Origin of the sequence: Bacillus sp. S2(2024), from assembly GCF_050474045.1 — a bacterium.
Lineage (GTDB): Bacteria > Bacillota > Bacilli > Bacillales > Bacillaceae_G > Bacillus_A > Bacillus_A yunxiaonensis.
Window position 1 is genome coordinate 2,261,067 of the sequence record NZ_JBFLUS010000003.1, and the last position, 19,240, is coordinate 2,280,306.

The 19,240-nt window shown below is 37.9% G+C and carries 19 protein-coding genes, 2 pseudogenes and 1 riboswitch; of the genes and pseudogenes, 5 read left to right on the plus strand and 16 right to left on the minus strand.

Annotated features, from left to right (window positions below):
- Positions 1-75 precede the first annotated feature (75 nt).
- A complete protein-coding gene (locus AB1284_RS11320) occupies positions 76-546 on the minus strand; it encodes an N-acetyltransferase family protein (RefSeq protein WP_429749332.1) in 471 nt (156 codons plus the stop codon).
- 146 nt (positions 547-692) lie between these two features.
- On the opposite strand from AB1284_RS11320, the gene AB1284_RS11325 reads away from it, so the two are divergent.
- Positions 693-1,145, plus strand: coding sequence for an NUDIX hydrolase (locus AB1284_RS11325; RefSeq protein WP_429749330.1), 453 nt, complete (start codon positions 693-695; stop codon positions 1,143-1,145).
- Positions 1,146-1,177: 32 nt separating this feature from the next.
- Here AB1284_RS11325 and AB1284_RS11330 read toward each other — a convergent pair whose 3' ends face one another.
- Complete coding sequence (locus tag AB1284_RS11330) at positions 1,178-2,089, minus strand: DMT family transporter (RefSeq protein WP_429749329.1); 912 nt, start codon at positions 2,087-2,089, stop codon at positions 1,178-1,180.
- Between the two features lie 124 nt (positions 2,090-2,213).
- Between AB1284_RS11330 and AB1284_RS11335 the strand changes: the two genes are divergently transcribed.
- Positions 2,214-3,659, plus strand: coding sequence for a PLP-dependent aminotransferase family protein (locus tag AB1284_RS11335; RefSeq protein ID WP_429749327.1), 1,446 nt, complete (start codon positions 2,214-2,216; stop codon positions 3,657-3,659).
- 12 nt (positions 3,660-3,671) lie between these two features.
- Here AB1284_RS11335 and AB1284_RS11340 read toward each other — a convergent pair.
- Together AB1284_RS11340 and AB1284_RS11345 are read right to left on the minus strand one after the other, a co-directional pair.
- A pseudogene (locus AB1284_RS11340) lies at positions 3,672-3,857 on the minus strand (aminoglycoside phosphotransferase family protein); the annotation flags it as partial.
- A 24-nt stretch (positions 3,858-3,881) separates the two neighbouring features.
- Complete coding sequence (locus AB1284_RS11345; RefSeq protein WP_429749325.1) at positions 3,882-4,685, minus strand: VOC family protein; 804 nt, start codon at positions 4,683-4,685, stop codon at positions 3,882-3,884.
- Between the two features lie 255 nt (positions 4,686-4,940).
- Here AB1284_RS11345 and AB1284_RS11350 point away from each other — a divergent pair.
- Together AB1284_RS11350 and AB1284_RS11355 are read left to right on the plus strand one after the other, a co-directional pair.
- Positions 4,941-5,147 (plus strand): annotated as a pseudogene (locus tag AB1284_RS11350) (sulfite exporter TauE/SafE family protein); the annotation flags it as partial.
- 302 nt (positions 5,148-5,449) lie between these two features.
- Positions 5,450-5,643: riboswitch (Lysine riboswitch) on the plus strand.
- 107 nt (positions 5,644-5,750) lie between these two features.
- Positions 5,751-7,220, plus strand: a complete 1,470-nt coding sequence (locus tag AB1284_RS11355) for an amino acid permease (RefSeq protein WP_429749323.1) — start codon at positions 5,751-5,753, stop codon at positions 7,218-7,220.
- 230 nt (positions 7,221-7,450) lie between these two features.
- On the opposite strand, the gene AB1284_RS11360 is transcribed toward AB1284_RS11355, so the two are convergent.
- Positions 7,451-7,768, minus strand: a complete 318-nt coding sequence (locus tag AB1284_RS11360) for a protealysin inhibitor emfourin (RefSeq protein ID WP_429749321.1) — start codon at positions 7,766-7,768, stop codon at positions 7,451-7,453.
- Positions 7,769-7,806: 38 nt separating this feature from the next.
- Positions 7,807-8,868, minus strand: coding sequence for a M4 family metallopeptidase (locus AB1284_RS11365; RefSeq protein ID WP_429749319.1), 1,062 nt, complete (start codon positions 8,866-8,868; stop codon positions 7,807-7,809).
- Between the two features lie 399 nt (positions 8,869-9,267).
- On the opposite strand from AB1284_RS11365, the gene AB1284_RS11370 reads away from it, so the two are divergent.
- The gene (locus AB1284_RS11370; protein WP_429749318.1) at positions 9,268-9,570 is read left to right on the plus strand and encodes an iron-sulfur cluster biosynthesis family protein; all 303 of its coding nucleotides are present in this window, start codon (positions 9,268-9,270) and stop codon (positions 9,568-9,570) included.
- Between the two features lie 317 nt (positions 9,571-9,887).
- Here AB1284_RS11370 and AB1284_RS11375 read toward each other — a convergent pair whose 3' ends face one another.
- The 10 genes from AB1284_RS11375 to AB1284_RS11420 all read right to left on the minus strand — a co-directional run bounded on the left by AB1284_RS11375 (position 9,888) and on the right by AB1284_RS11420 (position 19,220).
- Positions 9,888-10,067 (minus strand): aspartyl-phosphate phosphatase Spo0E family protein, encoded by a 180-nt coding sequence (locus tag AB1284_RS11375; RefSeq protein ID WP_429749317.1) that lies wholly within the window; start codon positions 10,065-10,067, stop codon positions 9,888-9,890.
- 130 nt (positions 10,068-10,197) lie between these two features.
- Positions 10,198-11,313 carry a cupin domain-containing protein gene (locus AB1284_RS11380; RefSeq protein WP_429749315.1) on the minus strand — a complete coding sequence of 372 codons (1,116 nt, stop codon included), beginning with the start codon at positions 11,311-11,313 and terminating at the stop codon, positions 10,198-10,200.
- 20 nt (positions 11,314-11,333) lie between these two features.
- Positions 11,334-11,831, minus strand: a complete 498-nt coding sequence (locus AB1284_RS11385) for a DinB family protein (RefSeq protein ID WP_429749313.1) — start codon at positions 11,829-11,831, stop codon at positions 11,334-11,336.
- Positions 11,831-12,790, minus strand: a complete 960-nt coding sequence (locus AB1284_RS11390) for a fumarylacetoacetate hydrolase family protein (protein WP_429749312.1) — start codon at positions 12,788-12,790, stop codon at positions 11,831-11,833. Before AB1284_RS11390 ends, AB1284_RS11385 begins: the two co-directional genes overlap by 1 nt.
- Before the next feature lie 180 nt (positions 12,791-12,970).
- Positions 12,971-13,522, minus strand: coding sequence for a hypothetical protein (locus AB1284_RS11395; protein ID WP_429749310.1), 552 nt, complete (start codon positions 13,520-13,522; stop codon positions 12,971-12,973).
- Positions 13,523-13,596: 74 nt separating this feature from the next.
- Complete coding sequence (locus tag AB1284_RS11400) at positions 13,597-14,826, minus strand: FAD-dependent oxidoreductase (RefSeq protein ID WP_429749308.1); 1,230 nt, start codon at positions 14,824-14,826, stop codon at positions 13,597-13,599.
- Positions 14,827-14,977: 151 nt separating this feature from the next.
- Positions 14,978-15,400, minus strand: a complete 423-nt coding sequence (locus AB1284_RS11405; protein WP_429749306.1) for an acyl-CoA thioesterase — start codon at positions 15,398-15,400, stop codon at positions 14,978-14,980.
- Positions 15,401-15,560: 160 nt separating this feature from the next.
- Complete coding sequence (locus AB1284_RS11410) at positions 15,561-16,736, minus strand: acetyl-CoA C-acetyltransferase (protein WP_429749305.1); 1,176 nt, start codon at positions 16,734-16,736, stop codon at positions 15,561-15,563.
- 48 nt (positions 16,737-16,784) lie between these two features.
- Positions 16,785-18,185: a phenylacetate--CoA ligase family protein gene (locus AB1284_RS11415; protein WP_429749303.1), complete on the minus strand. Its 1,401-nt coding sequence runs from the start codon at positions 18,183-18,185 to the stop codon at positions 16,785-16,787.
- Between the two features lie 279 nt (positions 18,186-18,464).
- Positions 18,465-19,220 (minus strand): IclR family transcriptional regulator, encoded by a 756-nt coding sequence (locus AB1284_RS11420; RefSeq protein WP_429749301.1) that lies wholly within the window; start codon positions 19,218-19,220, stop codon positions 18,465-18,467.
- Positions 19,221-19,240 lie beyond the last annotated feature (20 nt).

Here is a 19,240-nt window from a genome sequence, read left to right on the forward strand (position 1 = left end):
AGAAAAAACAAAAGTATATACTTTATAATAAAAAAGCAGCATAACAATTTTATATCGTTTTGCCGCTTACATCATTTATAAATGTTTTATAAATAACACTCGACTTCCACCTTGTCCATCATAATTTGTATGTACAGATACACCCTCTATTTCACTATCACCTTTTTCAATGTCAAAGCCTACATCAAGATGAAATTGAATGGATTTTTGATTAACAGGAGATGTTACTGCTTTTACAACGTGACGACCATTGGAACGAACGGCATCAAAAAAGGAGGAATACAGTGCTGATGCAATCCCTTGTCTTCTAAATTTCGGATTTACACCAATAAAATGAACGTATGCCTCGTCCTCAAAAGTTTGCGAGAAAAAACCACATAAAAATCCTGCAATTTCATGATCTTTTTCAATAATATAACTAGTGTCTTGAAAATGAACAAAAAAGAGCTTTGGCAGCATGTCTGCCATCTGTCTCCCGCCCCACCAATCATTCATAACAGACTTAATGATAGTATAATCCTCTGGCGTAATTTTTCTAATATGCATATGTCATGTCCTCTCATTTCTCACTTAATATTTACGTTATTCGACATGGAGGTGTGCTTTCCTTTGTAGCTTAGAAATTCAGCTTTGGATGTTCATATCACCATATGCGATAATACAATTAAAACAAATGAAGTTAGGTGAAAAGTGTGCAAATGAAACCTTCTTTTGGCGATAAAAAACAGGATATAGAATACACCTCACGTCCGAGCTCCTATGCCATTATTTTCAAAGAAAATACCAATAAAATAGCAATCATTCAAAAAGGAGTAAGATATTTTTTACCGGGCGGCGGAATAGAAAATAATGAAACAAAAGAAAACTGCTTACACCGTGAATTATTAGAGGAATTAGGCTGGGAAATTGAGGTACACCACTATATCGGAAATGCTAAGCGCTACTTTTATGCCGGAAAAGAAGATATACATTATTTAAATGATGGCCATTTTTACATATGCAGCAAAATACGAGAACATCATGTTCCTATTGCAGATGATCACATCTTATATTGGGTATCTTCTTCTGAAGCACAGCAACTTCTTATTCACGATCATCAACAATGGGCCGTGAAGCAAGCAATCTTGTTATGCAAACAAAAATGACCACTCCTCTCAGGACGTGGTCACTTTTCATACTAACTTACCTTTTTTAAATTGAGTGCCGGCTTTTTCACTGTTCCTTTTTTCACAACATATAATCCAGCGAAAATAACAAGTCCACCAAACAATTGCATAATGTTCACCTGTTCGCATATCGTTACAGCTGCAAATATAACCGCGAATAATGGAACAAGATACATATAAACCATTACTTTTGTTGAACCAATTTTACTAATTCCAACGTACCACATTGCAAGCCCAAAAATCGTTGCAAATACAATAGAATATCCTAAAGATCCCCAACTCAGCATATCAGTCGGCCATGTTAAGGAGTCTACATTCATAAAGCAATATAAAACAAGCGGAACAATTCCTAATAATGTTGACCAAGCAGTTACTCGCATAGCAGAATATTTCGTAATTAGCGGCTGAGCAAGAATCGGATACCAGCCCCACGCGATCGACGCAACTAATCCAATTATATTTCCAAGCCAAGCGTATTCATATGTAGACTGATTCGTATGTCCTGTTAATAGCACAAGCGCTGCCCCGCAAAAAGAAAGCATAGATCCGATTTGTATTTTCAGAGAAAAACGTTCTTGTTTATGCAATACAGCTAAAATTCCCGTAAAGATTGGTGACATTGCAATTAGTAATGAAGCGTTCGTCGCAGATGTATATTTTACTGAAAGCATAAACAAAGTTTGATATAAAGTTGTCCCAACAATACCAACCACTAGAAGTCTCATCCAGTCTTTTCTCTCTATACGTAATGAACGTTCCATAATAAAAGTGATAAGTAGCAAAATTGGTGATGCAACTAAAAATCGCATACTATTAAATTGAATGGATGACATATATGTCACGCCGTATTTTCCTATCGTATAGTTTGCTCCCCATACTAAAGCAACTGACATTAGAAGCCATTCCATTTGCCTTTGTTTCATCCAAATCTCCCCTTCCTTATTTAGCATAGTAAAATTGGACCGTTGGCACACCGTCCAATTGGCTGTTTTTTCACCCAGCCAATTTGTTATAATGATTATAATGAAGGAATAAGGAGACATTACAATGAAATGGAAGTTAGATTCAGATAGTAAAATTCCGATCTATCAACAAGTTGTCGATTATATTGAAAGACGTATTATGTACGGAGAGCTTCCACCTGGAAGTTTTCTCCCTTCAGAACGTAAGCTAGCAGAGCAACTTCAAGTGAATCGAAGTACAATTACAACAGCCTATAACGAACTACGTGCAATGGGAATTGTTGAAAGCACAACAGGAAAAGGAACAAGGGTCAGTACACAGATGTGGGGTGTATCTCCGAAATTCGCACCAAATTGGAGAGGATTTGTGGAAGGCGGGACGTTTTTGCCTAACTTACCACTTCTTCGCTACATTCGTGAGCAAGTGCAGCAAAATGAAAATATCATTGACTTTGCAAACGGTGAGCTTGGATGTGATTTGTTTCCGCATCACTATTTACAAGCAATTTTACGCGAACAACCGTTAACACAATCATTAAGCTATGATCATCCACAAGGCTACCTCCCTTTACGAAAAATTGTAGCTAAATATATGAAGGAACATTTACAAATTGATGCAACTGAACAATCGATTATGATTACTTCTGGTGCACAACAAGCACTGCACCTTATTGTGCAATGTTTATTAAATCCAGGCGATGCAGTAGCATTTGAAAGCCCGTCGCATTGTTATTCCTTACCGCTTTTCCAATCGGCAGGCATTCGTATTTTCCCATTACCTGTCGATGAACATGGCATTCATCCAGACGATGTACATGAACTTTATCGAAAGCACCGAATTAAAATGATTTTCTTAAATCCCAATTATCAAAATCCAACAGGGACACTCCTTCATCCAAAAAGAAGGGAAACACTTCTATCCTTATGTGCCGATTTACGAATTCCAATTGTTGAAGATGATCCTTCTAGCTTATTAACATTAGAAAATAAAGAACAAGCATGTTCAACTTTAAAATCAATTGATACGAACGGAACAGTCATTTATGTTCATTCTCTATCTAAAATGATTGCACCAGGATTACGAATCGGCTGGCTCGTTGCTCCGCAGTCCGTTGTTGAACGACTATCAGATGCGAGGCACCAAATGGAGTTAGGCTTAAGTATCTTTCCGCAATGGCTTATGCAACAATTTTTTGAAACAGTTCCGTTTGAAACACACTTACAAAAGCTACGCTATGAATTATTACAAAAAAGAAATGTACTAGTAGACGCATTACAATGCTCATTACAGAGAGAACTCTCATTTCCCATGCCAACAGGTGGCATTTACATATGGGGAAAATTGAAACAACCTGTTCAAGAAAAGCAGCTGATTATGCAGAGTTTAAAACAACAAGTTGCCTTTATGCCTGGCAGTATTTTCGGTGCAGAAGATGGTTATATTCGTCTATCATACGGAAAAGTAGATATAAACTATATTACTGAAGGGGTCTCTCGACTTCAAAAAGCAATCAATTTTTGTTATTCGTAAAGGCTTCCAACATTACGATTGGAAGCCTTTCGATTTATACCAATTTGGGATATAAGATGTAAATCCGTTATGATCATCTATAATCATATTCAAACGTTTTTTCATTATATCAACACGATTTGGGGTCATTTTATAAGACCATACAATATCCGATGGAAAAATCATTGCAGCATATAGTGTGTATAGCTTCCAAAAATATTACTTCGTTTACCTTGATTCCCCCTAAAATATGTACATACCATTCGATATCTGATATACACTCGTATTTTCCTTGCCTCCTTGAAACTCTACAGCAAATGGTATCTCCCCGCAGTTCTGTAATTGATTCTGAACTACTCCATTCCCTATCGGTTCACAAAATTGAATTGTTATTTTCCCAAGAGAAAAACTTCGAAATACCGCATTCCACTCTTTATCTATTTTTGATGTACTCATTTCTATTTGCAATAACTCTTCCCATAGTTTGCTTGTTTCATTTACATTATTAACAGCATAAAACACCGTTTTCATTCCAATTACATTATTGTCATGAAGTGAAATCGCTCCTTTTTTCTGTAAATCTGTTCTTCTATTTTGATCCGATTCACCCCACTCAATAAAAAACGGGAATCTAGGACCACTATCTTCCTGTTCAATGAATAGCATTTTCCAACTTAATAGAGTACCATCTTCCCTTAAACGTTTTCCCTCAAACGGACCATTTATACGAAACCCCTTTTCCAACAATTTCTTAGCAAGCTCCTCCATATGTTCTGTACGCAGTGCAATTTGGATCATCCCTTCCCCTTTTTGCAACTTATGAACAGTTTGCTGAATGAGGGGATTCTCTGCCCTGTTTGCAACTTCATTGTTCTGAACAGCTAAAAACTCAATATACGCTAAATCAAAATAACATAAGCTATTATATGTCCCCCAATTCGTATGCTCTCCCCCTGGAACTGTATGAAATCCGAGTCCCTTCATTTGATTTATTACATCAGCTGGAGAGTATTGAACTACGTGAACAAGATGATCAAACTGTAACATCTTCTCACCATCCTTATTTTTATCCCGCTACTTTGGGGTAGTAAGCCCCGCTACCTTAAGATCCTGAGAAGTCAAAGAAGATAGATGGGGAATAACTATCCCTATGAGCCCGATTGGACGGGCTTTCCATCAGAGGTGAATGAAGAATAGCGCCACTGATGGAAGTTTCACTGTATCCTTTTTAGTGTATTACTTCTCACTTATTTCTTTCAATTCAAAATTTTTAATTAAAAACCAGTTGTTTTATATGATTAAATTGTTCCTTCTCATTTACTTGGAGTACTTGCCGGAGGACTCATTATTTTGACCAATATCCGTACGCTCTTAACAACTTTTAAAGTAAATCAAGATATAATATTTCTTGCTTACATTGCAATATGTCTTGTCGTTACAATCGCACTGATTATTACGATTCGTAATCAATCACAACATACAAACAAAAACAAGTTTCCCCATAAAGGGAAGCTTGTTTTTGTTTTAGTCTCCTCTTCGACAATATATTTTGTCGAAATTTATTTGTCTCAATTTTCTGTTAATTTTAAAGGATTTTTTGAAACATAATGCGAAACTATTGTATAACCTTTTTCATCGGGAGGTTACTTATTACATATTTTTTAGGATCGGGACGAATTTTGAAAGCGCTTTTCCAAAATAACCATTCTTTTTCTCTTTTTTTCTACAAAAAAATCCTTGCAATATTCTCAGAAAATCATTACAATTGCGATATATTAAAAATCATAGCAATAGAGAAATCCTCATCAATCCGATGAGGTAGAGGTTGCGGCTTTTATTAGTAGTCCGGACGAGACACAGAGAACGTCAATAACTCCGAATGAAAGGAAAAGCTGCCGAAGTTTATACTTCTTCTCTGGAAGTATATGCTGGGGCTGTTTTCGAATAGGGACAGAACTGTCACGTTTACAAAATTACCGTGTAAGCGTGGGGCGCTATCTTAACGGAAGGTATGATGGGGTGGTTATTTTTGAAATGCTCCGCTAAAGTCCTTTGGCGGTTTTTTTTATTCCCCCCGCTCCTTCCTATCTTACAAGAAAAGGAGTGTTGAAAATGAATGGCGCAACTACAAAAGTTACCTCTACGTCTACAAATCAATCTGCACAAACACATGGCGAGCTAAAACGCGGATTGAAATCTCGCCATCTTACAATGATTTCACTTGGTGGTACAATCGGAACAGGTTTATTCCTAGCAAGCGGTGGTGTTGTCCACACGGCTGGTCCTGGCGGTGCTCTCGTCGCCTATGCTGCAATTGGTATTATGGTATATTTTTTAATGACAAGTTTAGCAGAATTAGCATCGTACATTCCTGTAGCAGGATCATTTAGCACCTACGCAACAAGATTTGTTGACCCATCTCTTGGGTTTGCATTAGGTTGGAACTACTGGTATAACTGGGCTATCACGATTGCAGCTGAACTCTCTGCAGTTACATTAATTATGAAGTTTTGGTTCCCAAATACCTCTTCCCTGCTTTGGAGCGGGATTTGTTTAGCTATTATGTTCCTTTTAAATTATTTATCTGTCAAAGGATTTGGGGAAGCTGAATACTGGTTTGCACTTATTAAAGTTGTAACTGTTATTGCCTTTTTAATCGTCGGTTTTCTTATGATTTTCGGTATTATGGGTGGAGAGCCTGTTGGTTTTAAAAACTTCACAGTTGCAGATGCACCGTTTAGCGGCGGCTTCATGGCAATTATCGGTGTATTTATGGCAGCTGGATTTTCATTCCAAGGAACAGAATTATTAGGAGTTGCGGCTGGTGAAACTAAAGATCCACAACGCAGTATTCCAAAAGCAATTCGCAGCATCTTTTGGCGAATTCTACTGTTCTATATTTTAGCAATTCTTGTAATTGGTTTACTCATTCCATATACAGACAAAAACCTTGCAGCAAGTGATGTGACAGTAAGTCCATTTACACTTGTATTCGCTAAAGCAGGTGTTGCCTTTGCGGCATCAGTAATGAACGCCGTTATTTTAACAGCTGTTCTGTCTGCTGGTAACTCTGGTATGTATGCAGCATCACGTATGCTTTGGGATCTAGCAAACCAAGGTAAAGCACCTAAATTTTTAGGAAAACTAAATAGTCGTGGTATACCTGTAAATGCATTGATTGCAACATCATTAGTTGGATGTGCTGCTTTCTTAGCTTCTTTATTCGGTGATGGCGTGGTCTACGTATGGCTCTTAAATGCTTCTGGTATGTCAGGCTTCATCGCTTGGATCGGAATTGCGATTAGTCACTATCGTTTCCGCAAGGCATACATTGCACAAGGAAAAGACTTAAATGACTTACCATATAAAGCAAAATGGTTCCCATTCGGTCCTATCTTTGCATTTACATTATGTGTAATCGTTATTCTTGGTCAAAACTACGGTGCATTTACGGGAAAATCGATTGACTGGAACGGTGTACTCGTTTCATATATTGGCCTACCTCTTTTCTTAATACTTTGGCTAGGTTATAAATTTACAAAGAAAACAAAAGTCATTCCATTAGATAAATGTGAACTTTAAAAATAACAACCGATCAAACCGTTTTATCAAGACCTAAATTCAAAAAACTTAAAATATAAAGGTCCTAACATATTATATATGTCTAATATGTTAGGACCTTTTATTTTTGGTAATGATTTTTGAAACTGAATTGGAATAGTATTTTTCTCTAGTTAGATAGAAATAAAGCACCATAAACGGTCGTTTATGGTGCTATCGGATTTACTAAAAGTATCTTTGGAACAGGGAAATTATTCTTCCATTTTTTCTGCAATCGCCAAGTTACGTAAATAATCCAATAAAGGTTGCACTTCCTGCGGAGCTGTTACATCGGTAAATGAAAAGGATTTTGACTCTTTTCCATCTTCTATCCTTAGCTGATAAGAAAAAGCATCGGCTCCTTTGGTTGTAACAACCTCTAATTCACTTGGTTTGAGATTAAAAATATTAGCTTGCTTGATTAAATCAAGTAATTTCTTAGCTATTTCCTTTGGTAATTCGACCGTATTTGTCTGAAAGGTTAAATGGAGATTAGCGATCCCCCCAATGCAGCTAAACTGGATATGCATATTAATATTAAGCCTCCAATTCATGATAAAGAATATGTCTAAGAAGGTAGTCCCACCGTTTTAAAAGCAGATTCTACTGTTTTTGCAGCCGTTTTAGGAACTTTTCCACTATCAACAAGTTTTTGCGCTGCTTTAATTACGATTTGTGCAAATTGATTGAAGTTTGTAGTTGTAAATAAATTTTGTATTGCATTATACCATATCAAAGCTGCCTTATCTGTTCCAATCTCCATAGATACTAGATAAAACACCTTGTTTGGTATGCCACTATTGATATGGACACCATGGTGATCAAGATCTCCTTGATAATAGTTTTTCATATGATCAGGTTGCATATCCTTACCCATTAGTCGGTTATCAAATGCAGTACCAGGTGCTTTCATTGAACGAAGGGCTTGTCCTTTTAGTGTTGGTCCCATTATATCAGCACCAATTAGCCAATCCGCATCTCGTGCTGTTTCCTTTAAATATGATTGCTTAATTGCTATTCCGAACACGTCCGAAATATGTTCATTCAAAGCTCCAGGTTGTCCTTCATACTCTAATCCGTTAGTGAATTGAGTAATACCATGTGTAAGCTCGTGCCCAATAACATCGAGTGAATTTGAAAAACTTGTAAAAATAATTCCATCTCCATCACCAAACACCATTTCATCACCGTCCCAATAGGCATTTTGAAAGTTATGCCCATAGTGAACATTCAGAATGAGATCTAGCCCATTATCATCAATAGAATTACGGTGGAACACATTCTTAAAATAGTCACGCACAATTCCAGCATAATCGTACGCATGGTTAACGACAGTATCCCCGCTTGATCTGTCTCCTTCTTTTCTAACCTCATTCACTCTAAGATTTGTTCCCCCTTTGCAATCGTATACATGGCGAGCAGACTCACCTCGAGTTCCTGTTCCAGCATCAGTTAAGGAGACAACACCATCAATATCATATTCTTTAAAAATTCTATAATTTCGAACTTTCAGACTTTTATCTAAAGTAATTCGTGCTGCTTCTACTTCATTTTGTGCTAAATTCTCCAAAATATAGTTAGGAACAATAAAACATTTGCAATTATTATGCGTACACCGTTTTGTATGCAAGTTTTACACCCCTTCCTAATAGTAGTAAAAACAACCCGATTAGCTTTCTCTTATTACATTAGGTTGAAAGTGCTTTTCTAATATCCTAATCTTGCTTGTATATAATTCTTCTACTATTTATATAGTAATTCCTTGTTTCTTTCCTATTTTATATAAACATCGTGGCTTTATTTCAAACCCAGAAAATCGAAATCTGTATTCCCACGAACAACTATGGAGAGATGAAATTTTCATTTTGGGAAACAGTAAATTTCTTAACTTGATAGCGATAGGACAGTACCCCTAATAATTTTATAGTGTGTTTAACAAAAGCTGATAAGTTTTCTTATGTGCACGAGTAGCCGGTTTATTATATTTTTGCCATAATAGAATAATAGTTTAAGAAAAGGAAGGGATTACATGAATATTCGTGTTACAAATACAGCAAAAGAAAAACTGGAACAATCACAAAACGAAGGAAAAATAGTTATTAGGGTAAAAGGAACTATAGGCAATACATGTACTGTCTATGTAAATATCGATTTAATTGTCGATGAATATCATGCCAATGATGTCGTATTTGAAGACGAACAGCTTGTTATTCAAATCGATGACTTCACAAAAGATTATATCGGAAACACAATGACGCTAGATTACAATACAGGCTTTAAAATCACAACACCAAGTGAAACGATTGTTTATGGTTTATCATTAAAAAAATAATATAAAGTGAAATTTCCATCAGTTTTTTTCACCCCCACCTCATAATCTTGAGGTGGAGGGCTTACTTCCCATTAATGCGAGATAATAGACTCAATTTTCATAACAAGCAACTCTCTTATTGTGAATTAATTCCTAAATAATAAAACAAATAACGCATGGATAAAAGAAACCAACCATGCGTTATTTGTTCTTGCTTCTTATTCTATTAGGGGTAACGCTAACATACCCATCAAGCTAATATTTTGAGACACCCCCATAACAAAAGTTTTGTTTCCATTTGGATAGAAAAATGCTAAATATTATCGTTTAGGGAATTATCAGTTAGTTCTATTCAACAGTTGATCTAGTTTTTGGATTATCTCTATCGTTTTAGAATCCGTAAAGCCTTTTTCAAGGGCAATAAACATCATTAGTTCCCTAATTTTTTCTATTTCTGCTAATAACAATTGATATTGGAGACAACATGTCTTAGTTTGTTTTTTTAATAACAAGATCATCACCTAGCTAAAGTTGGATTTATATATAAGCTATTTGGAATTACACCCTAATCGGTCATTAAACAGCCCATTCAGATTCTATGTCCTTATCAAATGTTTTTTGTACCAGAATTGTGAAACATATCAGAATTTATACTAAAACAATAGGTTTAAACTCACCCTTTACTTCTTGATAACCATTATTGCTTTCATATGGCTTCTCTTGCTCAAGATCGAATTTTTCCATAATCGGTAAATCGTTTACAGAGAAGAAGAACGTATCTTCTAACGCTATGTGTTCATGGACTGCCCAGTTCGGAATAATAAAGTAATCTCCTTGTGACCAGTCAAATCGAACGCCGTTAATTATGCTGTAACCAGAACCTCTAAATACTTGGTAAATCGTCGAATGCGTGTGGCGATGAGCTTTTGAATGAAATCCTTTTGGAAGCTTCTGCATCCATGCTCCAATATTTGGATTCGCCGTTTGACCATTTGATGGGTTAATAAATTCTACAGCATAACCATCATATGGATCTGGCTCAAAGCGCGATAATCCCTCAATAGCTTTCAATGTTTGATTCCATTTATAAGCACCAAGTGGAGCTACCTTAGGATGACGATCAGAAATTGGGCGAACCATACCGCCTTCATATCGCTGTGCAGAATAGTTATCTGGTACCTTCGGTTGTTCGATTCTTTCGGGATAAGGCTGGAAAAACGTACCACCCATCATATAGATTGTCGGGATATCGAGAACATCCATCCAAATCATCGGCTCTGTACCTTCATGACCATGGCCATGCCAGAGGTTTTTTGGAGTAATAACGAAATCTCCTTCTTCCATAAAAATACGTTCACCTTCAACAATAGAATAAGCGCCTTCACCCTGTGTAATAAACCGAAGGGCATTTTGTGTATGACGATGAGAAGGTGCTACTTCATTAGGCTGAAGCAGTTGGATTGCTGCGTAAAGCGTTTGAGAAGTAGATGCCCATCCCCACGGCTGACGATAGTCTAAACCAGGGTTTTGAAGATAAATTGCTCTTCGTTCACCACCGCGCTCAGGAGTGAAAATTTGTGCCGCTTCTCCTAATTTTTTCTCAAGTAAATCCCATTTCCAGAGGTATGCCTGTGCATGTGGCTCCGGCTGATGATGCATCAATTCTGGAATTGCCTCCCAAAGTGGCCCGAGATTGTATTGTCGAATATCTTTTGTAAAGTCTTGAACTATTTTACTTTTAAAAAAATCCATTTTTTCAGCCATTCCCTATTCCTCCTGTTCCATTACTTATTGGCTTTGAATAAATTGCGCTCGATTTGTCCTAAATGCTTACTCGTATGTTCAACAAGTAAATGATCCACGATAAATAAAATAGGCTTTGTACCAAAACGAGGATTTCGGCTAGGTGCCTCCATCGTTAATTTCTCCTCATCTAATTTGTTAAGCGTTTGTTCTACTTGTGGTTTTAACGCTTCTAATTCGTTTAAAACATCGGATAAAGAAGTGCTGTCAACCTTACCTTTTTTTACAGCAGCTAAACGATCCTCATTCTGCAAACCCCGCCCCCACTCTTTACCTGGAGCCTCTAAAAGCTGTTCAATTTCATCAAGCCAATAAGGAACCGCTTCAACGAGATGACAAAGAATTTGCATAACAGACCATTCTTCTTCATTAGGGTTCCAACGAAGTACATCGTCGGAAAGCCCTTCTGCTTTTTGGATCACCTGATCAAGCGATTGTTGAACGGATTTAACGGAATCTTTAACCTTTAAAGTAGCCATCACTTTTTTACCTCAGCTACTTCTTTGATACTCATTACACGGTTTTCAAGAGCACCAATTTTATCAATCTCAATTTTGACAACATCCCCATCTTTCAAGAAGACTTGTGGATCACGTGCAACTCCTACTCCTCCTGGAGTACCTGTTAAAATGACATCTCCGGGCTCAAGCGTTATTAAGCTTGATAAAAATTCAACTAAGTACTGAACAGAGAATACTAGATTAGCAGTATTAGAACGCTGACGTTCTTCACCATTAACATTTAAAACAACTTCTAAACCAGCAGGATCTTGAAGTTCATCAGATGTTACTAACCATGGCCCCATTGGTGCGCTTCCTTCAACAGTTTTACCTTGCAGCCATTGGAGAGTGCGTCTTTGAAGATCGCGGTACGTTACATCATTAGCAATAGTGTATCCAGCTACGTACTCAAGAGCCTCTTCTTGTGATACGTTTCTTGCACGTTTTCCAATTACAAAAGCAAATTCTGCCTCATAGTCAAGCTGTTCTGAAATTGGATAAAATGGAATGTCATCTTGTGGACCAATGACCGTATTAGCAAATTTAGCGAATACAACCGGGTATGATGGAAGCTCGCGTTTCATTTCTAAAATATGCTCGCGATAATTGTGACCAACACAGATTATTTTTCCAGGTACCGGAACTGGCGCTTCAACTTTTACTTCATTTAAATCATATACAAGTCTGTATCCATTGTCGGCTTTATTTTCTAGTGCATAACCAATTGCATTTTGGGCAAGCTCTATACTTTCTCTTCCACCTTGTAAAAATCCAGTCATGTCTGCCGGAACAAATGCATCGGCAATTTGTTGGGCACGAATTTTTCCTTCTGATGCAAGTAAAGACTTATAGGCAACATGCAGATCGATGACTTCTTCGTTAACGATTGCTCCAACACGTTGTGTTATACCTTCGCGGCTAAATGTAACTAACTTCATTTCCATATCCTCCATTCATATCATTCTTCATTATTAACAATTCCCTTTAGTCGCTAGGAGATATCCTCTAATCCCGTGAAAGATAATAAATTACTTTAAGGTATCTATATAGCTAGCAACATATATGGCAGGCTCTTCCAAACAACGATTCTCTTATTCTATAAAGCTTCTTCATGTGTCTTAAACAAGATAAAATGTATTCCCTTCTGGTCCAAGTGGCAGGTAACCTGCTTCAAGCAGTTCTACTATAGGTAAAAAAAGATTCGGTTCTTCAGCCAGTACAGCTGTGCAAATCAGTGTACTGACATACATCGCATGCCCCACAAGAAACTGCACCGTTTTTTCTTCACCAAACGTACGAAAAGCTCTTGCAAAAGCATTATGAAATACTGCTTCTGGTACGATATCCACTACCTTTTCAAGCAATGACTCATTACCGGTTTCATTTATTTTAACTTTCAGTTGATCTGGTACTTTTTCTAAAATTCTCCAAAGGCTACTTCCCTCAAAGGTAAGACGTTGGATGGCATCGGACACTTGATCTTTGGATAACCATTTTATTTCATATTCATTTACACCCAGTGTTCGCATAAATTGATTTATCTTCTCCACTGCACCTTCTTGCTGTTGACCTACCTGTTTATACCAATCAATAGCTAGTAAACGTTCTATCCAATCATTCACTGTACGAGCACCCGTCCCATGTTTTTCCTCACTCAGCATAACTACCATTAAGTTCCTCTCCTTTTACCTTTGTCCTGATGATCAGATCCGCTTTTTTGCGAGAATTAGCTTCTCTCTTTGCATTAATATTTCGTCGTCAGTTCAGGCGGACCAAATTTCGGACCGTACGGACCTTCATCAAGCCAGCGACCAAGCCTTGGGACAATGGATGTGAGTGAAGCAGCGACTGCTCGTTTCATATCAATTTCTTTTGCCTCTCCCTGCAAATGGTGGAGTGCGGTAGTAGATCCATCACGATTCCACTGGGCAGCAATTCTACGCTCTGTTGCTGAAGCTCCGATCGCTTCACGACGCATTTCCTCCGTATCTGTCCTAAGGGCTTTTTCGATCCCGCGTACCGCAATAATCGCATCCGGCACACCCGAATTCAGTCCGCGGGCACCAAATGGTGCAAACAAATGAGCCGCTTCTCCAGCCAAAAGAACCCGGTGCTTTTCATCCGTAAATGAATTAGCGACTACTTGATGGAAACGATAAGAAGATATCCAGGTAATGCGCTCTGCATATTTCGGATCCATTACTTTAGACAACCACTTTTTCACACCTTCAATATTTGTAAATTCTTCAACGTCGTCGTCTTCAAGTAATTGAAGATCAACGCGCCATCCACCTTTAAAAGGAACGAGCATCACGTTACGGCGACCCATTGCTGGGTGATGATAATGGAAAATTCGTTCAAGAGGAAGGGGATTTTCTTCGTCCTCCTTGACATCCACAACGAGGAATGTATCGTTTGTGCGTGGCCCTTCCAGCTTAAGGCCCGCCTGTTCACGAACCACTGAACGGGCGCCATCTGCTCCAATAATATACTTTGCTTCCCTAACATCTCCTGATTCAGTAATTAATGTTACCCCATTGTCCTGAATGTTTAGTTTAGCGACAGGTGCTCCCCATACAAACTTCACTCCGGCTTCAATACAGGCGTTATAAATATGTTTTTCAATATGGTCTTGGTGAAGCGCAGTAAAATGCGGCAATTTATTTGGATCCTGATTGTTGGTGACCCCATAATTTTTCACATATACTTCTTTTCCTTTATAGAGCGTTCGCTTTACTGGCCAGATAATTCCGTTTTTGGCTAATTCAAAGCCTAGTCCTTTTGATGTTTCTTCCAGTAGTTTTAATGTCGCGCTGTGTAGATAGATTGCACGGCTACCTGGACGCGGACGGTCTTTTGGTTCCGCTTCGATAATCACGCATGAGATTCCCTTTTTTTGTAGCGCCAACACAGCTGTCAACCCAACTGGTCCTGCTCCAACCACAATCACATCACATTTGTTTACACTTTTCATGAAATTACGCCCCATTTCTAAGTTTTATAGAATATATAAAGTTATAACTATGAATGATGAATTTGCTATAATCTATTATTGTTTTAGAAGTATCATCTGAATTAAATGGTAAAAAAGTGATTCTCTTCTTTCTTATCCGTCAACAATTGCTTCAGTTCTTCACGACCCCTACATTTTCAGGCATCATTTTTTCTCGGATATGGTTCGGAATCGGATGAGCTTTCGGCTTTTCTTTAAACGATGTCCAAGCCCGAATTTCATATCCTTCTGCTACCATCGTTTCATCTTTGAGAAACATGTGGCTTATTTTGAATACTTTTTGGTGCATTTCCGCGACTGAACTGCGAACGGTCACATGATCCTCAAAAAATAGCGGCCTCTTAAACTGACAATTCGCTTCAAGAAGCGGAACACTGATTTGCTGCTCAACGTACAAGGTAGATGATGGAGACCCTATAGCAGCTAAAAACTCATGCGTGGCTTCGTCCATCCATTTATAAAAGTTCGGATAAAATACAATTCCCGCGGCGTCGGTATCTCCCCATCTTACTCTAAACTTGTAATCTACAATCATTTTTACCAACTCCTTTATACTTTTATTGTTAAGCATCTATATATTTATAATATTCAAAAAGTTAATAATAAAAAATCCCAACATTCTATTTCTGCAAGATTTCACAAAATTATTGACGGGAATACATACTTGTGTTTCTGTCAACTAATTTATCGCTCTATTACAATCGTTCCCAAATTGATGCTATCCCTTGTCCCCCGCCTATACAGACAGCAGAAGCTCCATACCTTTTGTTACACCTTTTTAATTCATAAGCAAGAGAAAGAGTAATTCTTGTGCCACTAGCTGCAAGTGGATGTCCTAGCGCAATCGCACCGCCATTCACATTTCCTTTCTCTGGGTCAAAGCCTAGCTCTTTCTGACATGCTAAATACTGTGCAGAGAAAGCTTCATTGATTTCAATTAAGTCTAAATCTTCCATTCTTAATCCCGCTTTTTGTAAAGCATTTTGAATTGCAGGTACTGGTCCAATACCCATGTATTTTGGATCAACACCAACCACATCCCAGGAAACCAGTCTCGCAATAGGCTTCAGGCCTTTTTCTTCAGCATATTCACTTGAAGTGACAATAACAGCCGCAGCGCCATCAACCATTCCACTCGCGTTTCCAGGTGTTACAACGCCATTTTCGATAAAGCGAGCTTTTAGTTTACCGAGCTTTTCCATGCTTGTTTTCCGAACATGTTCATCATCTTCAACCACTCTGCTTCCTTTTCTGTCCGGAACCGTTATCGGAACAATTTCTTCCTTCAAATATCCTTTTTCCATCGCTGCCAGCGCCCGCTCATGACTTAATAATGCATGACTGTCAATCTCTTCACGAGTGATTCTATATTTTTCTGCTAAATTTTCCGCAGTAACAGCCATACTACATCCACCATACGTATCATATAATCCATCCCACACCCAATCTTCTATAGTAGGCCCTCCCAACGGGCTCCCCCATCTCATTCCAGGAATCACGTGCGGGACTTGACTCATACTTTCCGTTCCTCCGGCCAACACCACTTTTGCTTCGCCGTTCATAATATAGCGTGCGGCCGTTAAAATAGCTTCTAAACCAGTTCCGCATAAGCGATTAATCGTTAATGCGGGTACATGAACGGGAAGCCCTGCCTTTAAACCTACATGACGAGCAAGATAATGTGCATCTTTACTCGACTGCTGAACATTTCCAAATACGACTTGATCTATTTCCTCTGGGTCAATTTTCGCTTTACGAATCGCTTCTCGAGCTGCTTCTGCTCCTAAATCTGTTGCGGAAATCTCTCTAAACGTACCTGAAATTTCTGTGAATGCAGTGCGTGCTCCATCTATCAGTACGATATTGCTCACTCTATCCATCTCCTCTTCATTTAAACATTTTCATTTCAAACTATTTTTTTACTTTTCATATAAATCTTCAGTTAATTTTGCTTTCATTTCAAAACGCGGTAACGATTCTTCTAGAACGAGTTGAACATCAGCTGTGAAAAATAGTTTAGCTCGTAACACAGATTCGATTTCTTTCTTCAATGCGCCTTTTTCATTTTCATTTAAGCCTTTTGAATACTCCACTTTAATTGGAAGTGGTGACTCCGCTAAAGGTGGCTTCTCTTTCAGTAGAATCCGAATTTCACCTGTTGTTTTCGGCCTAAAACTATTTACTACATCCTTGATCGCTGATGGGAAAACATTCACTCCGCGAACGATTAACATATCGTCGGTTCTTCCAACACAGCGCAGACGGAAACTGCGTCGTCCACACTTACATGGTGTTGTATCGACTTGAACTAAATCTCTTGTTCTGAACCGAACAAGTGGGACACATTCACGGTCAATAGCTGTATAAACAAGTTCACCCTCCATACGATCGCTATGTGGAACAACTTCTCCTGTTTCAGGATCAATAATTTCGCAAATGACATAATCCGATCCGATGAAGTGCATACCTTTCTGCTCTTGGCATTCACTGAACATCACGGGAGCCATATCGGCATTTCCCATCGCTTCCACGACTTTGCAACCCCAATCCTGTTCAATTTTTTTACGAACCTCAGGTAATCCCCCACCTGGCTCTCCACCGACAGACATGAGTTTAATGCTTAACTCGGAAGGCTCCATGTTGTAATTTTTCCTGACAAATTCAGCTAAATGAGATGCATAAGATGGCGTACAGAACAAAGCGTCAGCCTCGAAGTCGATGATACTTCTGATGACTCGATCCGAGGCACCTGTACCAATCGGAATAAAAGTAGCGCCTAACCTTTCTATTCCATCCTTGAAGGAACTTCCAACAAAGAAGGAAAGACCCATTGCGAAAACAACTTTGCTTTCTTTTCTAATCCCATGAGTATATGCAGCTCTTGCTAGCATTTCTGTCCAAACATCATAGTCATGTCTAGTAATTCCAACATAAGTCGGTCGGCCAGTCGTACCGGACGATGAATGCACACGAATAACTTCTTTCATATCGACAATCGCATGCGAACCTAGTGGCGGCAATATATTTTGGCTTTCCCTGATTTCATGCTTATAGGTAAACGGCAGTTTTGCTAAATCAGTTAACTCTTTAATATCGCTTCTTTCAATACCTAATTCTTTAAACTTGTTCTGATAGAATTTCGAATTCCCAAAAATATAATCCAGTTGTTTTTGAAGTTTTTGAGATTGAATATCCTCTACGTGAATGCCAGGCTCCATAAACATTTCTTTTCTCTTTTCAGAAATCATCATTATCGTTCTCCCTTTAATATAATTGCTTTCATGATTACTATTTTGAATGTTATCACAATATTTTGTCATTTATAAAACGAACATTCTTCTATGTGGCAATTTGTATTTTTATTTTTAGAATATTCAATTAAATACACTTTCTAGCGCTTTCCTACTTATAACGAAAAGGTATCTTTTTTCTTCTAAAAAGGATATTTCCTTGTATAAAACAATTTTCATGACCTAACCTTTCTTCGTCGCTTTGTATTGCTACAAATTAACAAGGTGAATGGTTAAAGGTGCATGACATAAAAAAGAGTTTTCCGCATGTCAGAACAGTCGGAAAACTCTTTCGATACTTCTTTTTTATTAATTATTCCTGTATAAGGATTTTTCCAATTCTCTCGTGGCTTCTATCACCATTTTTACATATGTATTAACATAGGAAGGCCGAATACGTTGCTCAGGACCAATTAATTCAATAGCTGCTATAATGTCTCCGCTCTCATTTTTTACTGGTGCAGCAATTGATGTTAATCCAGAGGAAAAATTGTTATAACTAATTGCATAACCCTTTTCTTGAACGTGCAGTAACTCTGTTAAATCATACTGAAGCTTATCTGTTTTATTAAATGTTGCTTCCATAGAAATAATTTCCTCTATTTTTTCTTCCGATTTAGTGGAAATTAACACCTTTCCTGCGCTTGTACTTAAGACAGGCTGAGATTTTCCTACGTACGTCAATCCGTCATAAATAGGACGATCAGAATCCACTGTATTAACATAAAAAGTTTGATTATTATATAAAATGCAGAGTGAGGATGCCTCATTCACTTTTTTAGCCAGTGAATACAAAATTGACGTAGATGCATTATATAAGGCCAAATCTTTTATTAAAACGGATTCTAATGCGCGTATAGAAATACCGAGACGATATTTATTATTTATAGTATCTTTTGCAATGAATCCTTCTTTTTTAAGCGTGGACAGCAATCGATGAGCTGTACTGTCAGCAATCGAAAGCCGATCTGCAATCTCTTTCACACTAAAATCTGGTTCTTCAACGCTAAATACCTCCAGTATACGTAATGCATTTTCAAGTGATGAAAAGCTTCTTTGTTTCATTACCTTCCCTTCTTTCTTAT

Coding starts and splice junctions, on each gene's coding strand:
- AB1284_RS11395 (WP_429749310.1), bottom strand. CDS start 13,522: ATGGTAGTTATGCTGAGTGAGGAAAAACATGGGACGGGTGCTCGTACA.
- AB1284_RS11405 (WP_429749306.1), bottom strand. CDS start 15,400: ATGATTGTAGATTACAAGTTTAGAGTAAGATGGGGAGATACCGACGCC.
- AB1284_RS11400 (WP_429749308.1), bottom strand. CDS start 14,826: ATGAAAAGTGTAAACAAATGTGATGTGATTGTGGTTGGAGCAGGACCA.
- AB1284_RS11375 (WP_429749317.1), bottom strand. CDS start 10,067: ATGATCTTGTTATTAAAAAAACAAACTAAGACATGTTGTCTCCAATAT.
- AB1284_RS11415 (WP_429749303.1), bottom strand. CDS start 18,185: ATGACAAAATATTGTGATAACATTCAAAATAGTAATCATGAAAGCAAT.
- AB1284_RS11385 (WP_429749313.1), bottom strand. CDS start 11,831: ATGGCTACTTTAAAGGTTAAAGATTCCGTTAAATCCGTTCAACAATCG.
- AB1284_RS11420 (WP_429749301.1), bottom strand. CDS start 19,220: ATGAAACAAAGAAGCTTTTCATCACTTGAAAATGCATTACGTATACTG.
- AB1284_RS11320 (WP_429749332.1), bottom strand. CDS start 546: ATGCATATTAGAAAAATTACGCCAGAGGATTATACTATCATTAAGTCT.
- AB1284_RS11355 (WP_429749323.1), top strand. CDS start 5,751: ATGAATGGCGCAACTACAAAAGTTACCTCTACGTCTACAAATCAATCT.
- AB1284_RS11390 (WP_429749312.1), bottom strand. CDS start 12,790: ATGAAGTTAGTTACATTTAGCCGCGAAGGTATAACACAACGTGTTGGA.
- AB1284_RS11360 (WP_429749321.1), bottom strand. CDS start 7,768: ATGCATATCCAGTTTAGCTGCATTGGGGGGATCGCTAATCTCCATTTA.
- AB1284_RS11330 (WP_429749329.1), bottom strand. CDS start 2,089: ATGAAACAAAGGCAAATGGAATGGCTTCTAATGTCAGTTGCTTTAGTA.
- AB1284_RS11335 (WP_429749327.1), top strand. CDS start 2,214: ATGAAATGGAAGTTAGATTCAGATAGTAAAATTCCGATCTATCAACAA.
- AB1284_RS11380 (WP_429749315.1), bottom strand. CDS start 11,313: ATGGCTGAAAAAATGGATTTTTTTAAAAGTAAAATAGTTCAAGACTTT.
- AB1284_RS11345 (WP_429749325.1), bottom strand. CDS start 4,685: ATGTTACAGTTTGATCATCTTGTTCACGTAGTTCAATACTCTCCAGCT.
- AB1284_RS11370 (WP_429749318.1), top strand. CDS start 9,268: ATGAATATTCGTGTTACAAATACAGCAAAAGAAAAACTGGAACAATCA.